15 protein-coding genes are annotated in these 16,861 nt (G+C 50.0%); 9 read left to right on the top strand and 6 right to left on the bottom strand.

The window, feature by feature from the left end; translation table 11 throughout:
• Positions 1-146 precede the first annotated feature (146 nt).
• On the top strand, positions 147-797 hold the full coding sequence (locus ACO05E_RS09400; protein WP_419812678.1) for an MBL fold metallo-hydrolase: 651 nt from the start codon (positions 147-149) through the stop codon (positions 795-797).
• 82 nt (positions 798-879) lie between these two features.
• Here ACO05E_RS09400 and ACO05E_RS09395 read toward each other — a convergent pair whose 3' ends face one another.
• The 3 genes from ACO05E_RS09395 to ACO05E_RS09385 all read right to left on the bottom strand — a co-directional run bounded on the left by ACO05E_RS09395 (position 880) and on the right by ACO05E_RS09385 (position 2,512).
• Positions 880-1,410, bottom strand: a complete 531-nt coding sequence (locus ACO05E_RS09395; protein ID WP_419812677.1) for a hypothetical protein — start codon at positions 1,408-1,410, stop codon at positions 880-882.
• Between the two features lie 149 nt (positions 1,411-1,559).
• Positions 1,560-1,949: a VOC family protein gene (locus tag ACO05E_RS09390; protein WP_419812676.1), complete on the bottom strand. Its 390-nt coding sequence runs from the start codon at positions 1,947-1,949 to the stop codon at positions 1,560-1,562.
• Between the two features lie 110 nt (positions 1,950-2,059).
• Positions 2,060-2,512, bottom strand: a complete 453-nt coding sequence (locus ACO05E_RS09385) for a YHS domain-containing (seleno)protein (protein ID WP_419812675.1) — start codon at positions 2,510-2,512, stop codon at positions 2,060-2,062.
• Positions 2,513-2,766: 254 nt separating this feature from the next.
• On the opposite strand from ACO05E_RS09385, the gene ACO05E_RS09380 reads away from it, so the two are divergent.
• A complete protein-coding gene (locus ACO05E_RS09380; protein WP_419812674.1) occupies positions 2,767-3,702 on the top strand; it encodes a cupin domain-containing protein in 936 nt (311 codons plus the stop codon).
• 34 nt (positions 3,703-3,736) lie between these two features.
• On the opposite strand, the gene ACO05E_RS09375 is transcribed toward ACO05E_RS09380, so the two are convergent.
• The gene (locus ACO05E_RS09375; protein WP_419812673.1) at positions 3,737-4,585 is read right to left on the bottom strand and encodes an SDR family oxidoreductase; all 849 of its coding nucleotides are present in this window, start codon (positions 4,583-4,585) and stop codon (positions 3,737-3,739) included.
• Between the two features lie 137 nt (positions 4,586-4,722).
• Between ACO05E_RS09375 and ACO05E_RS09370 the strand changes: the two genes are divergently transcribed.
• From ACO05E_RS09370 to ACO05E_RS09350, 5 genes are all read left to right on the top strand, one after another.
• Positions 4,723-5,631, top strand: coding sequence for a LysR substrate-binding domain-containing protein (locus ACO05E_RS09370; RefSeq protein ID WP_419812672.1), 909 nt, complete (start codon positions 4,723-4,725; stop codon positions 5,629-5,631).
• Between the two features lie 16 nt (positions 5,632-5,647).
• Positions 5,648-7,783, top strand: a complete 2,136-nt coding sequence (gene recG / locus ACO05E_RS09365; RefSeq protein WP_419812671.1) for an ATP-dependent DNA helicase RecG — start codon at positions 5,648-5,650, stop codon at positions 7,781-7,783.
• 65 nt (positions 7,784-7,848) lie between these two features.
• Positions 7,849-9,246 (top strand): HDOD domain-containing protein, encoded by a 1,398-nt coding sequence (locus ACO05E_RS09360; protein WP_419812670.1) that lies wholly within the window; start codon positions 7,849-7,851, stop codon positions 9,244-9,246.
• A gap of 35 nt (positions 9,247-9,281) precedes the next feature.
• Positions 9,282-10,139, top strand: a complete 858-nt coding sequence (locus ACO05E_RS09355; protein ID WP_419812669.1) for a substrate-binding periplasmic protein — start codon at positions 9,282-9,284, stop codon at positions 10,137-10,139.
• 157 nt (positions 10,140-10,296) lie between these two features.
• A complete protein-coding gene (locus tag ACO05E_RS09350) occupies positions 10,297-12,042 on the top strand; it encodes a calcium-binding protein (RefSeq protein ID WP_419812668.1) in 1,746 nt (581 codons plus the stop codon).
• A 78-nt stretch (positions 12,043-12,120) separates the two neighbouring features.
• Here ACO05E_RS09350 and hisA read toward each other — a convergent pair whose 3' ends face one another.
• Complete coding sequence (hisA, locus tag ACO05E_RS09345; protein WP_419812667.1) at positions 12,121-12,885, bottom strand: phosphoribosylformimino-5-aminoimidazole carboxamide ribotide isomerase; 765 nt, start codon at positions 12,883-12,885, stop codon at positions 12,121-12,123.
• Positions 12,886-13,060: 175 nt separating this feature from the next.
• Entirely contained in the window at positions 13,061-13,849 is a 789-nt protein-coding gene (locus ACO05E_RS09340) for a viroplasmin family protein (protein WP_419812666.1), read from the bottom strand.
• A 148-nt stretch (positions 13,850-13,997) separates the two neighbouring features.
• Here ACO05E_RS09340 and ACO05E_RS09335 point away from each other — a divergent pair, with 148 nt between their 5' ends.
• Both ACO05E_RS09335 and ACO05E_RS09330 read left to right on the top strand, forming a co-directional pair.
• Entirely contained in the window at positions 13,998-14,513 is a 516-nt protein-coding gene (locus ACO05E_RS09335; RefSeq protein ID WP_419812665.1) for a (2Fe-2S)-binding protein, read from the top strand.
• Positions 14,506-16,740 (top strand): molybdopterin cofactor-binding domain-containing protein, encoded by a 2,235-nt coding sequence (locus tag ACO05E_RS09330; protein WP_419812664.1) that lies wholly within the window; start codon positions 14,506-14,508, stop codon positions 16,738-16,740. Before ACO05E_RS09335 ends, ACO05E_RS09330 begins: the two co-directional genes overlap by 8 nt.
• Positions 16,741-16,861: the final 121 nt, after the last annotated feature.

Here is a 16,861-nt window from a genome sequence, read left to right as displayed (position 1 = left end):
TTCTGGCGGCAGGGCCATGGATGGCCCTTCGGCGCGGTGGGGGAAATATAACACTGTGCTGACCCCATGCTGCTGAGTACTACTGGTTTTTAGTCCAGCCTACGTTTACCCTACCCCCGTGATTAGATGATAAATAAGAGAGCGCCATGTCCGCGTTATCCGTAGCGGTTGTGCCGGTAACGGCCTTCGCCCAGAACTGCACCATTGTGATGTGCAACAGCACCCGACAGGCCGCCATTATTGATCCCGGTGGTGACCTCAACAAAATCAAACAACAGCTGGATAAAATGGGTGCCAGTGCCAGCAAAATCCTGCTGACCCATGCCCATATCGACCACGCTGGCGGCACGGCAGAGTTGTCGAAAGAACTGAATTTACCGATTGAAGGCCCACATAAAGGAGATTTATTCTGGATTGAAGGTTTACCTCAACAGTCTGCCATGTTTGGTTTCCCGGCGGTGGAAACCTTTACTCCGGATCGCTGGTTAGATGACCACGACCAGGTTCAGGTTGGTGAAGTAACGCTGCAGGTTATTCATACCCCGGGGCATACGCCGGGCCATGTGGTGTTTTATAGCGCAGAGAATAAGCTGGCTTTTGTTGGTGATGTGTTATTTAACGGCTCCATTGGCCGTACCGATTTTCCTCAGGGTAACCATCCGGAGCTGATCGCGTCGATTCGTGAGAAGCTGTTCCCGCTGGGCGATGATATTGAGTTTATTTGTGGCCACGGCCCGAACTCAACCTTTGGCCATGAACGTCAGACCAATCCGTTTGTGTCGGATCATCGCGGCTAACATTTCAGTTCAAACAAAAAAGCGGTGCAGCCAACTCGGCAGCACCGCTTTCTTTATGCCACTTATTTATGGCTCTAATCGTTTATTCGCTAAGCGGTTTCGCCAAACCAGATACCCGATTGGTTTGTAGCCGTTCCAGCTGGCGCTGACGCTCTTTACTTTGTTTCAGCGCTTCGTCCATCTTTTCGTTATAAATCTCCAGCCAGGTACGCGACCCCGGAGTCATCCGTGCCAGATCACGCATCCCTTCCTTCAGGGCGGTCAGATGCAATTGATAACTCTGCTCCTGAGACAGTAGTTGCGCTTTAAACGCTGAGGCACTGCTGCTATCCAGCACGGTATTGATATCCGTCAGGTTGGCTTGCCAGTCGGCCGTGGTTTTCTCTAACAGTTCCACTTGCTTGGTCAGCAAGTCCAGGTCACGCTGCTGAGCGTATACCACCTCTGGCTCGGCAAACTTAAGCACTACCACGGTAATAGCCACCGAAATCCCTACCAGTGCCAGCAACGCCATCACCAGCAGGATGTTACGGTTGGTATTGGCGGTATTTTCCAGAATAGCCAGACGCTGACCATCACTCAGGTCGTATTCCTCGTCCCTGCTGTTACTCATAACACCATCTCGCAATAAAAACTCTGTATATCAGTGTAGACGATCCGGCTCAGGCGTGACGATGATTTTTATATCAGCACGAAAAAAGCGACCACCCGGAAACAGAGGCGATCGCAAGGACAGGACACAAAGAAAAGGGATAAAACGTATTACTTGTTAAAGCCGTTATAAATGGCTTCCAGCTTGTTGCCAAACGGGTCGATCACAAACGTAGTGTACACATCCGGGATTGGGTAAGCTGCGCGAGGCCCGGGTTGGCCATTACATTCGCCGCCATGGGTTTTGGCATATTGATGAAAGTTATCCACGGCCTCAGTGCTTGGTGCGGCGAAGGCGATATGTGTGCCATTACCGGCGCTGTAATCTTTACCATCAGCGGGTTTCATCAGCAGAAACTGAACGGAATCCTTACCATAGGCAGCAAAACCTTCAGTCGTAGCTAAACAGCCGTAGCCCAGTGTGCTTAACAAACCATCATAAAATTCAGTGGCTTTGGTGATGCAGGAAACACCCAGACTTAAATGATCAATAATGTTCATTGTTATTCTCTCTCATGCGTTATTCATTCAATAAAGCGGGACAGATTTTGCTTTCCCTAACTATTGCTATTTTCTGCCCGCTTTATTGTCACGATGTTCTATAAAAAATCTTATAAAGAAGCTGGAGATTTATCTTTGATTTTTTTCCAGTTTTTATCGGCAGCTTTAATACGGCCAGGTACGTCTTTTAACCACTCATCCTGAATGCCAGCATCCAGATTCAGGTATAAACGGCCATCAACCACACGCCATACTTCCGGGTCGCCAATAAACTTTTTACCAACCGAGGCACCAAATGCGCAGTAGCCACCATAAGCCGGTACATATTTACCCGGGTTTTTATTAAATGTTTCTAAATTGGCTTTACTGGAAAACTGGTAGGTAGCCCCTTTATGTGTTGCCACAAAGTTACCGTTACCACGAACCGGGCGTTTACCAGTTTGATAAGACACCACATCGTATCCCTGTACAGCCGGAACGCTATGGCGATAATCCCCTGCTAAAGCAGAGACAGAAAAGATCAGTGCTGAAACAAACAGCATTAAGCGTTGTGTTATTTTCATCAGAATTCTCCTGATTGTTTTAGGTCTGAATTTAAAAATGTCTTTAACTGCGACCCATTCATCATCAGCCAGAAATATCGTCTGAAAAATATTAAAAACACTTTAAATCATACTGATTCGTACAAACTTGTATGACGCATGTCAGATAGTCCATAAAAACAACTAAATCGTATTTAATTCTGTATTTCTCCATGATTTAGCCCAAGCTGTCTGGTAGCGTTTAAACAGCCCGCTAACACAACGATGGTGACTTTATGGATGCTCTGACGGATGTATTAAATACTTTACGCCTTTCCAGCAGTTTGTATTTTCGTACCGAATTAACCGCACCCTGGGGCGTCGGAGTGCCCGCTCAGGCAAACGTGGCGCGCTTTCATATTGTGATTCGTGGCGAGTGCTGGCTGCAGATTGACGGTGACAGCGAAGGTATTCATTTATCCAATGGTGATCTGGTGGTGATTCCACACGGAGCCAGCCATCAACTGACGGATAAACCAGAGACCCATGCCAAACCGCTCGATCAGGTACTGGACGAAGTGTCGTATTGCGGCGAAGGGCCGTTGATTTATGGTGGTGGCGGTGCTGGTTGTTGCCTGGTGTGTGGTGAGTTTGCCTTTGATGATTCCGCCGATCATCCGTTGCTGAATAATCTGCCGAAAAAACTCTATGTACCGGGCGACAACAGTTACAACACCCAATGGTTAGACAGCGCGGTGGGCTTTATTGCCCACGAAGCCGCCAATATGAACCCGGGAGCTCATGCCATAGTGAATCGCTTGTCGGAGATTATTCTGATTCAGGTGATCCGCGCCACGCTGGAAGCCAGCGACGAAACCATTCCGTTTTTATCCGCCTTTACCGACCAGCGAATTAATCAGGTACTCACCGCCATTCATACCAACCCAGCCCACGACTGGAGTGTGGAGAATCTCGGTCAGCTGGTGAATATGTCACGCTCGGCGTTTTCCAATCGCTTTACCGAATTAGCCAGTATGACACCGCTGCAATACGTAATTTTTGTGCGCTTGCAAAAAGCCTGTCGGTTATTAATCGAAACCAACACAGCATTAAATGCCATTGCTGAAGAGATTGGTTATCGCTCGGAAGCGGCCTTTAGTCAGGCCTTTAAAAAGCAATACGGCCAGCGACCGGGGGAATTCAGGCGTCAGCACTCGGCACTGGCCGCCTGATCTTTTTGACTGGCTCAAGAGTTCTAGCAGCCGGCTAAATCAGCCCCATCTCATTCAACTGCTTATCATAACCTTTACGGTAATTTGGGTAGCGGAAGCGATAGCCCAGTGCTTTCAGACGTTTGTTAGCGCAGCGGCGATTAGCACGGCGGGTGGCTTCGGGCAGATCGTGGTCATCCTCCACATCACCAATGCGATCTTTCATCCATTCCAGCACGTCGAATAAAGTCGCTGGTTCGTCATCGGTGGCGAGATAAATATCATCCAGCGGGTCACCATTAAGCTGCCGCTCAATCAGCATGTGTAGCACCCCAATACAATCATCACGGTGAATGCGGTTGGTCCACACGGGTGGTTCCGGGTCACAGTGGCCGCCGTGTTTGGCTTGCTCAATCATGCGGTTACGGCCCGGGCCATAAACCCCCGTCAGGCGCACCACCGTGCCCGGCAGTTTATCACGCAGCAGTGCCTGTTCGGCCGCCAGCATTTCTTTGCCGGCAAAACTGGTGGGCTGTACTTCGGTGGTTTCGTCGACCCATTCACCATCCATCTGATGGTACACACTGGAGCTCGACACAAAGAAAATTCGTTGTGGGCTGGACGGCTTCACCGCCCGGATAATATTGCGCAGCCCTTTGTAGTAATAGGTGTGATACCCCTCCTTAGAAAACGCCGGAGAGGCCACGCTGTACACCACAATGTCCACCTCTGGCAGATCGATCAGCGTTTCCGGCTCGGCCACATCGGCCTGAATCAACTGCACGCCATCAGCAATAGCGCGATCTGATCGCCGCAGCCCCCATACATCATGTCCATTTTCCACCAGCTTCTGCGCTAAATGGCCGCCAATATCACCGGCACCTACCACCAGAATCCGAGCCATGCACCTTCCTCCAGAAAATCCTACGATTTATTTAGCCTAGCAGTCTTTATTTCACTGCACCTCATCGGTAAGATCTATAGATAAGATGAATCAATCAACTCAAATCTATACAATCTGACAATAAAGCGGAGCACGACATGACGTTAACAGAGCTGAAGTACATCGTCACCCTGGCCCAGGAACGTCACTTTGGCCGTGCCGCCGAGAAGTGTTTTGTCAGCCAGCCAACATTAAGCGTGGCGATTAAAAAACTCGAAGGGGAGCTGGATATTGCTATCTTCGAGCGCAGCAAAAGCTCAGTCACGGTAACGCCGCTGGGTGAACAAATTATTGCTCAGGCGCAAAAAGTGCTGGAAGAATCGCGGGCGATTAAAGAAATTGCCAGTGCCGGTAAAGACCAGTTATCCACACCGCTGAAACTGGGCGCCATTTTCACCATTGGCCCCTACCTGTTTCCCCATCTGGTGCCACAAATCCACCAGCAGGCATCCACCATGCCGCTGTATCTGGAAGAGAACTACACCGGCGTGTTACGTCGCCAGCTGCGCGATGGTGAACTGGATGCCATTATTGTTGCCCTGCCGTTTAACGAGCCTGACGTATTAACCCGCCCTCTGTACGACGAAAACTTTGTGGTGGTATTACCCAAAGATCACCCCTGGTGTGAGCGGGAAAGCATCGACCCACATCAACTGGTGGATGAAGACTTATTAATGCTGGGTCAGGGACACTGCTTCCGTGATCAGGTATTTGAAGCCTGCCCGGCGCTGAGCAAGAAACACCATAAGCGCTTAGGCAGTGTGACCGAAGGCAGTTCACTGGAAACGCTGAAGCATATGGTCGCCACCGGCTTAGGCATTACCGTGCTGCCGGAGTCGGCCATCAGCAATCTGGACCAGACACTGGTGACCACCCGCCCATTCACTTCATCAACCGAGCAATCCGCTCCCAGCCGTACCGTCGCTTTGGCATGGCGCGCCAGCTTCCCGCGTGGTCAGGCGGTTGATTTGTTGCTGAATACCGCACGTCAGTGTCGTATCGACTAAACAACGGATAGGCGACGTGAGCAAACTCAGTAAACTCACCGACTTAAAAGGGGTTGGCCCCAAGCTGGCAGAACAACTGCACAAGCTGAATATTTTTACCCTGGCCGACCTCTATTTCCATCTGCCGTTTCGTTACGAAGACCGCAGTCGTATTACCCCCATTGCTGGCTTGCAGCCACAACGACCGGCGGTATTTCAGGGTGAAACCCGGGGCGCGAATGTGGTGTTTGGCAAACGCCGTAGCCTGTTAGTCAAATTGCAGGATGCCAGTGGCGTGATCAGCCTGCGCTTTTATCACTTCAGCGCCGCGCAGAAAAAACAGTTCAGTAGCGGTACTACGCTACGCTGCTATGGCGAGCCACGCCGTGGTGCCAGCGGGTTAGAAATTTATCACCCGGAATACAAAATCCTAGAAGACGGCTTAGACGAGGAATTAGAAGCCACCCTGACACCGGTTTATCCCGCCACCGATGGTATTTCACAACAACGGCTGCGCTTGCTGCATGAACAAGCGCATGAATTGTTGCGCTCTCAGCAGGTGGCATTAACTGATTTATTCCCGTCACAATGGTTGGCCCAGTGGCGCTTGCCAACACTGGAAGAATCGCTGTTATTTCTGCATCAGCCCGACCGTGATACCGACCTGGCGTATTTATTATCCGGCCAGCACCCGGCACAAAAGCGCTTGATTCTGGAGGAGTTGCTGGCCCACCAGCTGTCGTTGCATAAAATCCGCGCTCAGGTTCAAGCCCATAAGGCACCAGCCATTCTCACTTCACAAACTCCACAAACACCAGAATCGCCTCAGACGTTACAACAGCAGTTATTAGCGCAATTGCCCTTTACCCCAACCGGGGCACAGCAACGGGTAGTGAAAGAAATTGAGCAGGATATTCAACAACCGTACCCCATGCTGCGACTGGTACAGGGCGATGTCGGCTCGGGTAAAACCTTAGTTGCCGCCCTCGCTGCCTGCGACGTGCTGGAAGCCGGTTATCAGGTGGCGTTAATGGCACCGACCGAAATTCTTGCCGAGCAACACCTGAATAATTTATCCGGCTGGTTTGAACCGTTAGGCATTCGTTGTGGCTGGCTGGCGGGTAAGGTAAAAGGCAAAGCACGCACTCAGGCACTCACCGATATCGCGGATGGTAGTGCCCAACTGGTTGTGGGCACTCATGCGCTGTTTCAGGACGATGTTACCTTTCAAAAGCTGGGGTTAATCATTGTTGATGAGCAACATCGTTTTGGTGTGCATCAACGGCTGGAGCTGCGCGAAAAAGGCGTACAAATGGGTTTATCGCCACACCAGCTGATTATGACCGCCACCCCGATTCCTCGTACTCTGGCGATGAGTGCCTATGCCGATTTAGATACCTCGGTGATTGATGAGCTACCACCCGGCCGCAGCCCAATTACCACGGTGGCACTGGCCGATAACCGTCGACCGGAGATTATTCAACGCGTCAGTGCCGCTTGTGCGCCCGACACTTCTGGGAAAGAGAACGGTGGAGAAGCCGCGCAGGCCTATTGGGTCTGCACCCTGATTGAAGAAAGCGAAGCATTGCAATGTCAGGCCGCCGAAAACACCGCCGAAGAACTTAAAGCCGCCCTGCCGCACCTGCGTATTGGTTTAGTTCATGGGCGCATGAAACCAGCCGAAAAAGCCGACATTATGGCGGCGTTTAAAGCCCACGAACTCGACTTATTAGTCGCAACGACCGTGATTGAAGTCGGGGTTGATGTTCCTAATGCCAGCCTGATGATTATCGAAAACCCGGAACGCTTAGGCCTGGCCCAGCTCCACCAGCTGCGTGGTCGAGTCGGGCGTGGCAGCGCCAAAAGTCATTGTGTGCTGCTGTACAAATCACCGTTGTCATTTACCAGCAAGCAACGCTTACAGGTAATGCGTGATAGTCAGGATGGTTTTTATATCGCCGAGCAGGATCTGATGATTCGTGGCCCGGGTGAAATGCTCGGCACCCGTCAGACCGGTTTACAGATGCTGCGCGTGGCAGATTTGCAGCGTGATGGCGACTTGCTGCCTCAGGTACGAGAAATGGCCGAACAGCTGTGGAATCACCATCCACACACCGTTGAGCCACTGATTCAACGTTGGCTCGGAGAAGCCGAGCGTTTTGCCAATGTTTGACTATATTTATTGCATATCTCTTTTCTGAACTGCGGTGCTCACCGCACTTAACAAGGATTGATGCGATGACGATACCGGCTACAGTGATGAAAGTTCTGGACGAATGGCATGTGCCTTATTCTCTGACTGACGACGAAGAAGTATTTAATCTTATGCAAAGTAACCCTCCCGCGTCTTATTCATCCAAAGTGACCAATGCGATTTTTCTGAAAGATCAGCATGGCAAAGTACAGGTGGTGGTTCCTGGTAATCGTATTCTCGACCTGAATCGTCTGGAGTTTGTTTTTGGTCGCCATTTCACCGCGTTATCGGCCGATGAGTTACAGCGCCTGAAACAGCGTCACGGCATTGATCAGTTTCCGGCCTTACCACAGGTCACCCGGATGGAATCCATGGTGGATGAGTCACTACTGAAGCAGGAAGAGTTATTTATCGTTTCCGGGGCGGAACACGAGTGGCTCAAGATTCCGATGGAAGATTTCCGCAACCTGATCAGCAGCTCACATACCGGCAATTACACCGCGCGTTTGCCACAGGATATTCATGGCAACGATGAAGAAGCGGATCTGAAAGATATTCACGCTGCCATTCAGCAATTTACCCCGATCCGTATTCAGCAACGCCTGGAAGAAACCCTCGATTTACCACCGCTGCCGGAAACCGCCCGCAAGATTATTGAGTTACGGGTCGATCCTAATGCCGATACCGTAACCCTGGCGCAAGCCGTTGAACTGGACCCCGGCATGTCAGCTCAGGTGGTTAGTTGGGCGCGTTCTCCCTATTACGGTGTACGGGGCGAAATCAGCACGGTTGAAGATGCAGTGTTACGGGTACTGGGCTTTGATCTGGTGATTAATCTGGCGCTGGGCCTGGCATTAGGCCGCACCCTGTCAGTGCCGAAAGAAGGCCCACACGGCTATGCACCGTTCTGGCAACAAGCGGTGGTTACCGCGGCGCTATGTGGTGAAATTACTCGCCTGATTCCAGCGAAAGAGCGCCCCAGTCAGGGCTTAGCCTATTTATGTGGTTTGCTACACAACTTCGGTTTTCTGGTATTGGGGCACGTTTTTCCGCCTCAATTTGCGTTGATAAACCGTCATATCGAAGCCAACCCACACATCAACCGTTTTTATATTGAACGCCATTTACTGGGTATGACCCGGGAGCAGGTCTCCAGCTGCCTGATGCAGCAATGGCGCATGCCGGAAGAACTGGTGACAGCCCTGCGTCATCAGCATAATTCCCAATACGAAGGGGAGCATAAGGAATACGCCCGGATTTTATACATCGCCACCCGGGCGTTACGCCGCCATGGTTTTGGTGATGGCCCTTACGAAACACCGGAGCCCTGGCTGCTGGAAGACCTGAACCTGACGGCAGAAGCTGTTGACGATGTGACCGCATCGGTGATGAGTAAAATGGACGATTTAGATGAGCTGGTCAGCCTGTTAAATAAACCGTAACCTCTGGTGCTGTAAATGAGAGGAACAAACAGACGTTGGCAACAAAAACAATAAAAACTAACTCTGACCTGCTGTTGTGGGTGGTCTTACTGCTGAATACTCTGTTGTTTTCAGGTATGGCCCCTGCTCAGGAATTGCCTCACTCCGTTACCATTTCACTGACTCATTACCCGCCGATTCTTGATGTGAAAGGCAGTGTTGGTACCGACATTGCCACCGCGGTGTTTGCTTCTCAGGGCATTAAGGTTCAATTCCATCAATACCCGATTCCGAGAATTTTCTGGGCCGTCGAACGCGATAATATTGATGCCGTGTTGGGTTCCCGCTCCTGGTTGAAGCGCAATCAGCTGAGCGATGAATACATTCCTGTCCAGGTGTACCGCCCACAATTTTATTTTTATGGCCTGAAAAAGAATTTTCCCGATGGTATTCACTTTAACGAGTTAAGTGACCTGAAAGATAAAAACATTCTTTATCTGAAAGGTGGTGCGTTAGCCCCCTTATTTAAAAAATTTAATATTCAACCTTATCTGGTATCCAGACTGGAACAGAGCCCTTACATCATTAAAAGTGGCCGCCAGGATCTGTTTATTGCGTTAGGGCTGGCTGGTTGGGACATTATTAAAGAAGCCTACCCGGAAGAGTATTCCGAATTTATTCAATCTGAAAAGCCGGTGTACAGCATGACGGGAGATATTTTATTCCCCAAAAAATCACAATACATGGTAAGCGTTTTTCAAAAAGGTCTCGCAGAAATCATCAATAACGGTACCTACAGTGAAATCATGCTGAAATATTACCCGAACGGTAATATACCCGGTGATATTCGTCAGCTGATGAAAGCCAGTGCTCAGCTTCCTGTAGAAGTTCAGGAACCTGACTCGCCCGAATAAAAAGCTGACCAACCAGGCAGCTTCCTCTCTTATCGACCGCAAGCATTTCTGTTTTTACGTTTGGTAAATCCACTTCCTCATTTCTTACACATTTTCGGCAAATATGGCTGGTACTCTTCAATAACAATAATATCTTGTTCTTACGGAGAGTCTTCCAATGCGCAGTACCACTCCTTTAACCGCCGCCGTATCCTTGTGTTCGCTATTGATGGCGTCACAGAGTTTTGCATTCTCAGACACGCCTGAAATTGTTTGCGACACCCTGTCGCCCGACATCAGCATCGCAGCCAATGGTGGCTACCTTGAATTTCATACCACCAACGACCGCGATGTGGTTTCGATTTCCGGCACTAAAAACGCCGCTTCCATCACCATTAACAACACCTGTGAAGAACGCGATCTTTCCAGCTATCAAGGTATCCGTTTTTATCTGGGCGCTGGTAACGATTCCTACAGCGCCCATGAATTTAATATGAAGCAGGAAGTGTATGGCGAAGACGGCGTGGATTTTATTACCACTGGCCCAGCCAATGACCTGCTCAACGGTGGTGCTGACAATGATATGCTGGCCGGGAATGGCCGCCACGATGAATTGATTGGCGGCGAAGGTGACGATGCTCTGTACGGTGGCGACGGCAACGACGACCTCAACGGCGACCAGGGCAATGATTTCTTAGATGGCGGGGCTGGCAGCGATACTTACACCGGTTGGTCGGGCATTGATGGCCGTACCGAAGGTGGTGAAGAATGGGGGCCAATGGTGCCCGAATTTCATACCGAAGATGAATACAATGCCTGGCGCATTGGCCGTAATGCCTTGCTGAGAAAACCACACACAGGCTTACCATCTGGCTTTAGCACCAATCTGGTGAATACCACCTACGGCGCCTTTGCGTATGTCACTATGCCAGATGCCACTACCTCGTATAACAATCTGACGGTTTCTCTACAGGTAGCCAGCCTGAATGGTACGGCCATCGCCTGCTTCAAGAGTGTAGTGCCTACTGAAGTTTATCAGTGCCACCGTTGGGACGACAAAAACGTGATTCGCATCTCCATTACGGGTGGCAATGGCACCGATATCATCAGCGCCCAATATTCCGATGTAACGGTAGTGATTAAAGGCGAAGGTGGTGATGACCACATTGCAGGCAGCCCGGCCAACGACATCTTAGAAGGTGGTGATGGCAATGATTATATTGTGGGTGGCCGAGGCAACGATATTATTCGTGGCGGCAATAACAATGACGAGTTACACGGCAATCAAGGCGAAGACATCATGTACGGTGGCGACGGCCACGATCATATGTGGGGCAATGAACACGATGACCTGATGTTCGGAGATGGAGGCCACCGAGACCGTATGCGTGGCGGCAGCGGCAATGATGTGATGAAAGACAGTGCCGGTGGCGCCTGGTCGAAAAAGTCCCGTATGTGGGGTGAATCCGGCGACGATATTTTGGTTATCACCAATGGTTCTTCGGAGCTGTACGGTGGTGGTGGCCATGATTTTTTAGCCGTGATGGACAGCAATGACGATCAGGGCTTTTATGGTGGTGACGGCAACGATTGGTTATACAATCGTGGTGATGCATACCCCAATGGTGGCGGTGGTGGTGGTTATAACCGATGCTTCCGTAACACTGATAATATGAACGACTGCGACTCTCTTGGTACATCTACGATTGAAGGTATCACTCGAAGTTATGGTAGCAGCTATTACAACAGCTCAGGTCAAAATAAGGGAGCTGGTTTAATGGGCTTTAGTAATTTCTCGGGCAGCCATACTGCGTTAGATAACGCCATTAAAGGTCTGGATGACAAGGCTGGTGGTGGTATCTGGTTGCTGGGCGACCCGGAAACTCAGGTGTTAGATTCGTTCTGGACCAACTGGCGCGATTAATACAGAAAATAAAAGCAAAAAATGAAAAACGGATTGTGTGGTGACGCACAATCCGTTTTTATTTATCTGAAAGCGTGCTTAAACAGACGCCTGCTGATTCCAGCGCAAACACTCTTCCAACGTCACACCGCTACCACCAAAAATATCCAACGCACTGCCAATGGTTAAATCAACGTTGCCATTTGATAATTCGTGCACGCGTTTTAAATCTTCAAGTGAACGTGCGCCGCCCGCGTAGGTCATAGGAATCGTGGAATGCTCACCAAGCAAGCTGACCAATGCTTCATCAATCCCACCCTGTAACCCTTCGACATCGGCGGCATGAATTAGAAACTCATCACAATGGTTTGCCAGCTCGCGTAAATTTTCAGCATTTACCGCAGTAGACGTTACGGTTTGCCAACGGTCGGTAGCGATATTCCAGCCGCTTTCAGTACGACGACAGCTTAAATCCAGAATCAGGCGTTCTTTACCCGCTTCTTTTTTTAGCTGTTCTAAGCGCTGCCAACTGAATTGGCCGTTTTCAAACAAATACGAGGTGACAATCACATGGGAAGCACCCGCCTCTAAAAACTCAGCCGCATTGGTGTTATTCACCCCACCGCCAAACTGCAAACCTTGCGGCCAAGCAGCTAACGCTTTTAGCGCTTCGTCTTTATTACCTGGGCCAAGGGCAATCACATGGCCGCCGCGTAAATCATGTTGGCGGTATAAATTCGCGTAATAAGCAGCGTCGTGCTCACTAACAAAATTAGTGTCAGCGCCGTCGTCGTTCAGGCTGCCACCAACAATTTGTTTCACCTTGCCCTGGTGAAGATCAATACAAGGGCGAAATACAGTCATGTTTGTTTCACTTTTTAAGCTGATTCAAAAGAGAGTGAACGAAAAGCCTGTGGATGTTCATCGTTCGACACGCAGCAAGTACGTCCCTGTATGCTCGACTGCCGCATCCCTGCGGCAGACGGTCGCCCAATAAACACCCACACACTTTTCTTAATATATTTTGCGACGCAGTTAATTAACCCGCGCGCATCTTTAATAAAGCGGCAATATCAAAACTGCCGTCGTCCTGGGTTTCGTATTTATGCCAATCTGGTTTTTTGCGATCCACCGCCACCATAGTCATACGGTCGGCCAGTTCGTTGCCTTCGGTTCCGGTGTGGGCTTTCACATGAGTTAAGGTGAGTTGCCCTTTAATCTCGTTAAATAATTCAAAGGCCTGTTGGATAATTTCCAGGTTCTGAATCTCACCGTCTTTACGCTTCCAGCCGCGTTTTTTCCAGCCCGGTGCCCAATCACGAATGCATTGAATCGAATACATGGAATCGCAATAGATTTGCGCACTTTTCCCCAGTTCAATCACTTTTTTAGCCAAACATAGCGACTGATATAAAGCGTTTAATTCAGCCGAATTATTAGTGCCACTTGGGTTAAACATGCCGTACCACAACTGGATCAGCTGCTCGCCCTTATAAATGGCGATACCCGATCCTGCTTTGCCCGGGTTTGGATCACACCCGCCGTCGCAGAAAAAGGTGAAATCATTATTCAGATTTACACAAGTGGGTGGCGTGTTTTTAGTGCTTTTTTTCGCGCTCTTTTTGACTGGAGCACTTTTTTTAGCATTGCCGCTGGGCGCCGACTTAACCGTGGCTGGGCGACCATAAGCCGCCAACGCTTCGGCTTCACTGGTGAAAGATTTGTAGCGCGCCCCCGGAAAACCATCGACCTGTTTTTTTGCCGTTGGCCAGTCTGAATAAATACCGGGCGTATGGCCTGCCCAGATCACGTAAAACTTGTTTGCCATTACATCTACTTTGCCAGCGGTGGATTGGTCATTTTTGAGCAACAGATGTTAGCAGAAAAGCACCTTTACGGCTCTTAATAAAGGTTGTTAGGCTGTTAGTTAATAACTACATATAAACGCATCGTGATGATGTTCAAGGTACAACTGGATGATTGAGCTAACCGTAAACGGCGTAAAACATACGCTGGATGTTGAGACGGATACGCCACTGCTGTGGGTAATTCGTGATTTCCTGAACCTGAAAGGCAGCAAGTTTGGCTGTGGTGCGGGCTTATGTGGCGCCTGCACTATGCACCTCAATGGTGTCCCCATTCGTACCTGCATTACTCCAGTAGCGGCCGCCGCCGGACAGAACATCACCACCATCGAAGGGGTCGGCTCCCCGAATAATCTCAGTACAGTTCAGCAAGCCTGGATCGACAATAACGTGCCTCAGTGTGGCTACTGCCAATCTGGCCAGATTATGTCGGCTACGGCATTGCTGCGTGATAACCCCAATCCCTCCGACCAGGATATTGATAATGCCATGAGCGGTAATATCTGCCGTTGTGGCACCTACCCACGTATCCGCAAAGCCATCAAACAAGCTGCCGGGCAGCTTTCTAGCAGACAAACCTCGACCGATCGTAACGGTGATTTATTTAAGGAGCTGACTCATGGCTGAGCTGAACGTAAATCGTCGTACCTTTTTGAAAGCGTCTTCCGTCGCCGGTGGTGGTTTGATGATGACCATGGCATTACCCGGATGCAGCACCTTAAAAAATGGCGGCATTAACGACAACAATGGTAGTCAGGGTTGGGATTCTAACGCCTGGTTGCGTATCGACAGCGATAACACCATTCACTTTGTGCTCGACCGTACCGAGATGGGTCAGGGTACTTACACGGGTATGACCTCGTTAGTCGCCGAAGAGCTGGAAGTGGATCCGGAAACCATTCAGGTTCATTTTGCCGGAGTGAATCCACTGTACCGCAATGCCGCTTATGGCGTGCAGGTGACCGGCGGCAGCACCAGTGTCGCGCTGGCGTGGAAAATCATCCGTGAGAGTGGCGCAGCCACCCGTATTATGCTGATTAAAGCGGCGGCCAATACCTGGAACATCTCACCAGAACAGTGCCGGGCGGAACAGGGTTATGTAATCAACACCCTCAATGGTGAAAAAATTCCTTATGGTCACCTGGCCAATATCGCCGCCACCTACTCCGTGCCATCCGATATTCCGTTAAAGAAGAAGTCTGAATTTAAAGTCATCGGGCAATACAACAAGCGCCTGGATGCCGCACAAAAAGTCACGGGCACCGCAGATTTTGGTATTGATACCGATTTGCCCGGCATGTTGTACGCCGTAGTTACCCGTGCAGGGCGCTGGGACAGTGAAGTTAAAAGCTTCGACGCCAGCAAAGCCAAAGCCATGCCGGGCGTGGTCGATGTGTTCGAGATTAATGCTCAGGCAGCAGTGGGGGTTGCCGTGGTTGCCAAAACCTATTGGCAAGCGCGCAAAGCACAACAACAGCTCACGGTTGAATGGCATAACAGCCAGCTGAATAACGTCAGTGACGAGAGTATTTTTGCTCAGTATCAGGCCGATATGGCGGCTGACCCGGGTAAAAACCTGCGCGATGATGGCGACATCAACACCGCGCTTGAATCCGCAGCTGAGACCATTAGTGCAGAATATAAAATGCCGTTTTTGGCGCACGCCACGCTTGAGCCACAAAACTGTACCGCCTGGGCGAAAAAAGACGGAATGGAAATCTGGGTGCCAACCCAAAGCCCGGATATGGCTCAGGTTGCTGCCGCCCATGCCAGCCGTTATTCATTAAGCGATATCAAAGTCAACGTGACCTTTATTGGTGGTGGTTTTGGCCGCCGTATTACCAACGATTATGTTGCTGAAGCAGCGGCTATTTCTGACCGTTTACAACAGCCCATTAAATTAATCTGGTCGCGTGAAGAAGATACTAAACGTGATTTTTATCGCCCTTCCAGCTATCACCGCTTAACCGCCACCCTCAATCAGCAGAGTGAAATCAACGGCTGGCAACACCAAATGGCTGGCTCTGGGGTGTTTGATTATTTAGTCGCCGAAGCCGCTCCGGCACAATATCCGTTTGCCCCTAAATTTATGTACGGCATGCTCGAAAGCGCCGGTAAATTAGGTGAAGGTATTATTGCTCCGGCCGATGCCTCAATTTACGAAGGTGCCGACGGCTTACCTTACGAGTTTGAAAACTTATCAGTGGATTATAAAAAATCCGACTCCGGCATTATGGTGGGCAACTGGCGCAGCGTGGGTTACTCCCATAATGGTTTTATTACTGAAACCTTTATCGATCAACTCGCCGCGCAGCAACAACAAGATCCGGTTCAGTTTCGTTTAGGCTTATTAAAAAGTAATGCCCGCGCCACACAAACCCTGAAAACGGTAGCGGAGAAAGCCAACTGGGGTAATCCACTGCCCGGTTGTACTCAGGGTGTGTCATTACATAAATCGTTTGGCACCTGGGTTGCGCAGATTGCAGACGTTGCCATACAAGCTAACCGCCCGCTGGTGAAGCGCGTGGTGTGTGTGGTCGATTGTGGTCAGGTGGTGAACCCGGATACCGTTGAAGCACAAATGGAAGGCGGGATTATTTTTGGTTTAACTGCGGCCCTGTACGGAAAAATCACCATTAAAGATGGTGAGGCGCAGCAGAATAATTTTTACGACTACCAGTTATTGCGGATTAATGAATCGCCGGATATTCAGGTGCATATTATCGACAGTGATGAGCATCCAACTGGAGTGGGCGAACCAGGCGTTCCACCACTGGCGGCGGCGGTTGCCAATGCAATTACTAGCAAAACAGGCCAGCGTTTTTACAGTTTGCCGCTAGAATTAAACTCTTGAGGCTTAGTTAAAAGCCCGGTTAAATCGTGCTGTAATCATCATCGACACGCCGTGAATACATCCCTGTAGGCTCTACTGCTGCGTCCTGCAGCAGAAGGTCGATCAATGATCACAGCACGCT

It is taken from the genome of Bacterioplanoides sp., from assembly GCF_965226395.1.
GTDB lineage: Bacteria > Pseudomonadota > Gammaproteobacteria > Pseudomonadales > Oceanobacteraceae > Bacterioplanoides.
This window is presented reverse-complemented; position numbering and strand designations above follow the sequence as displayed.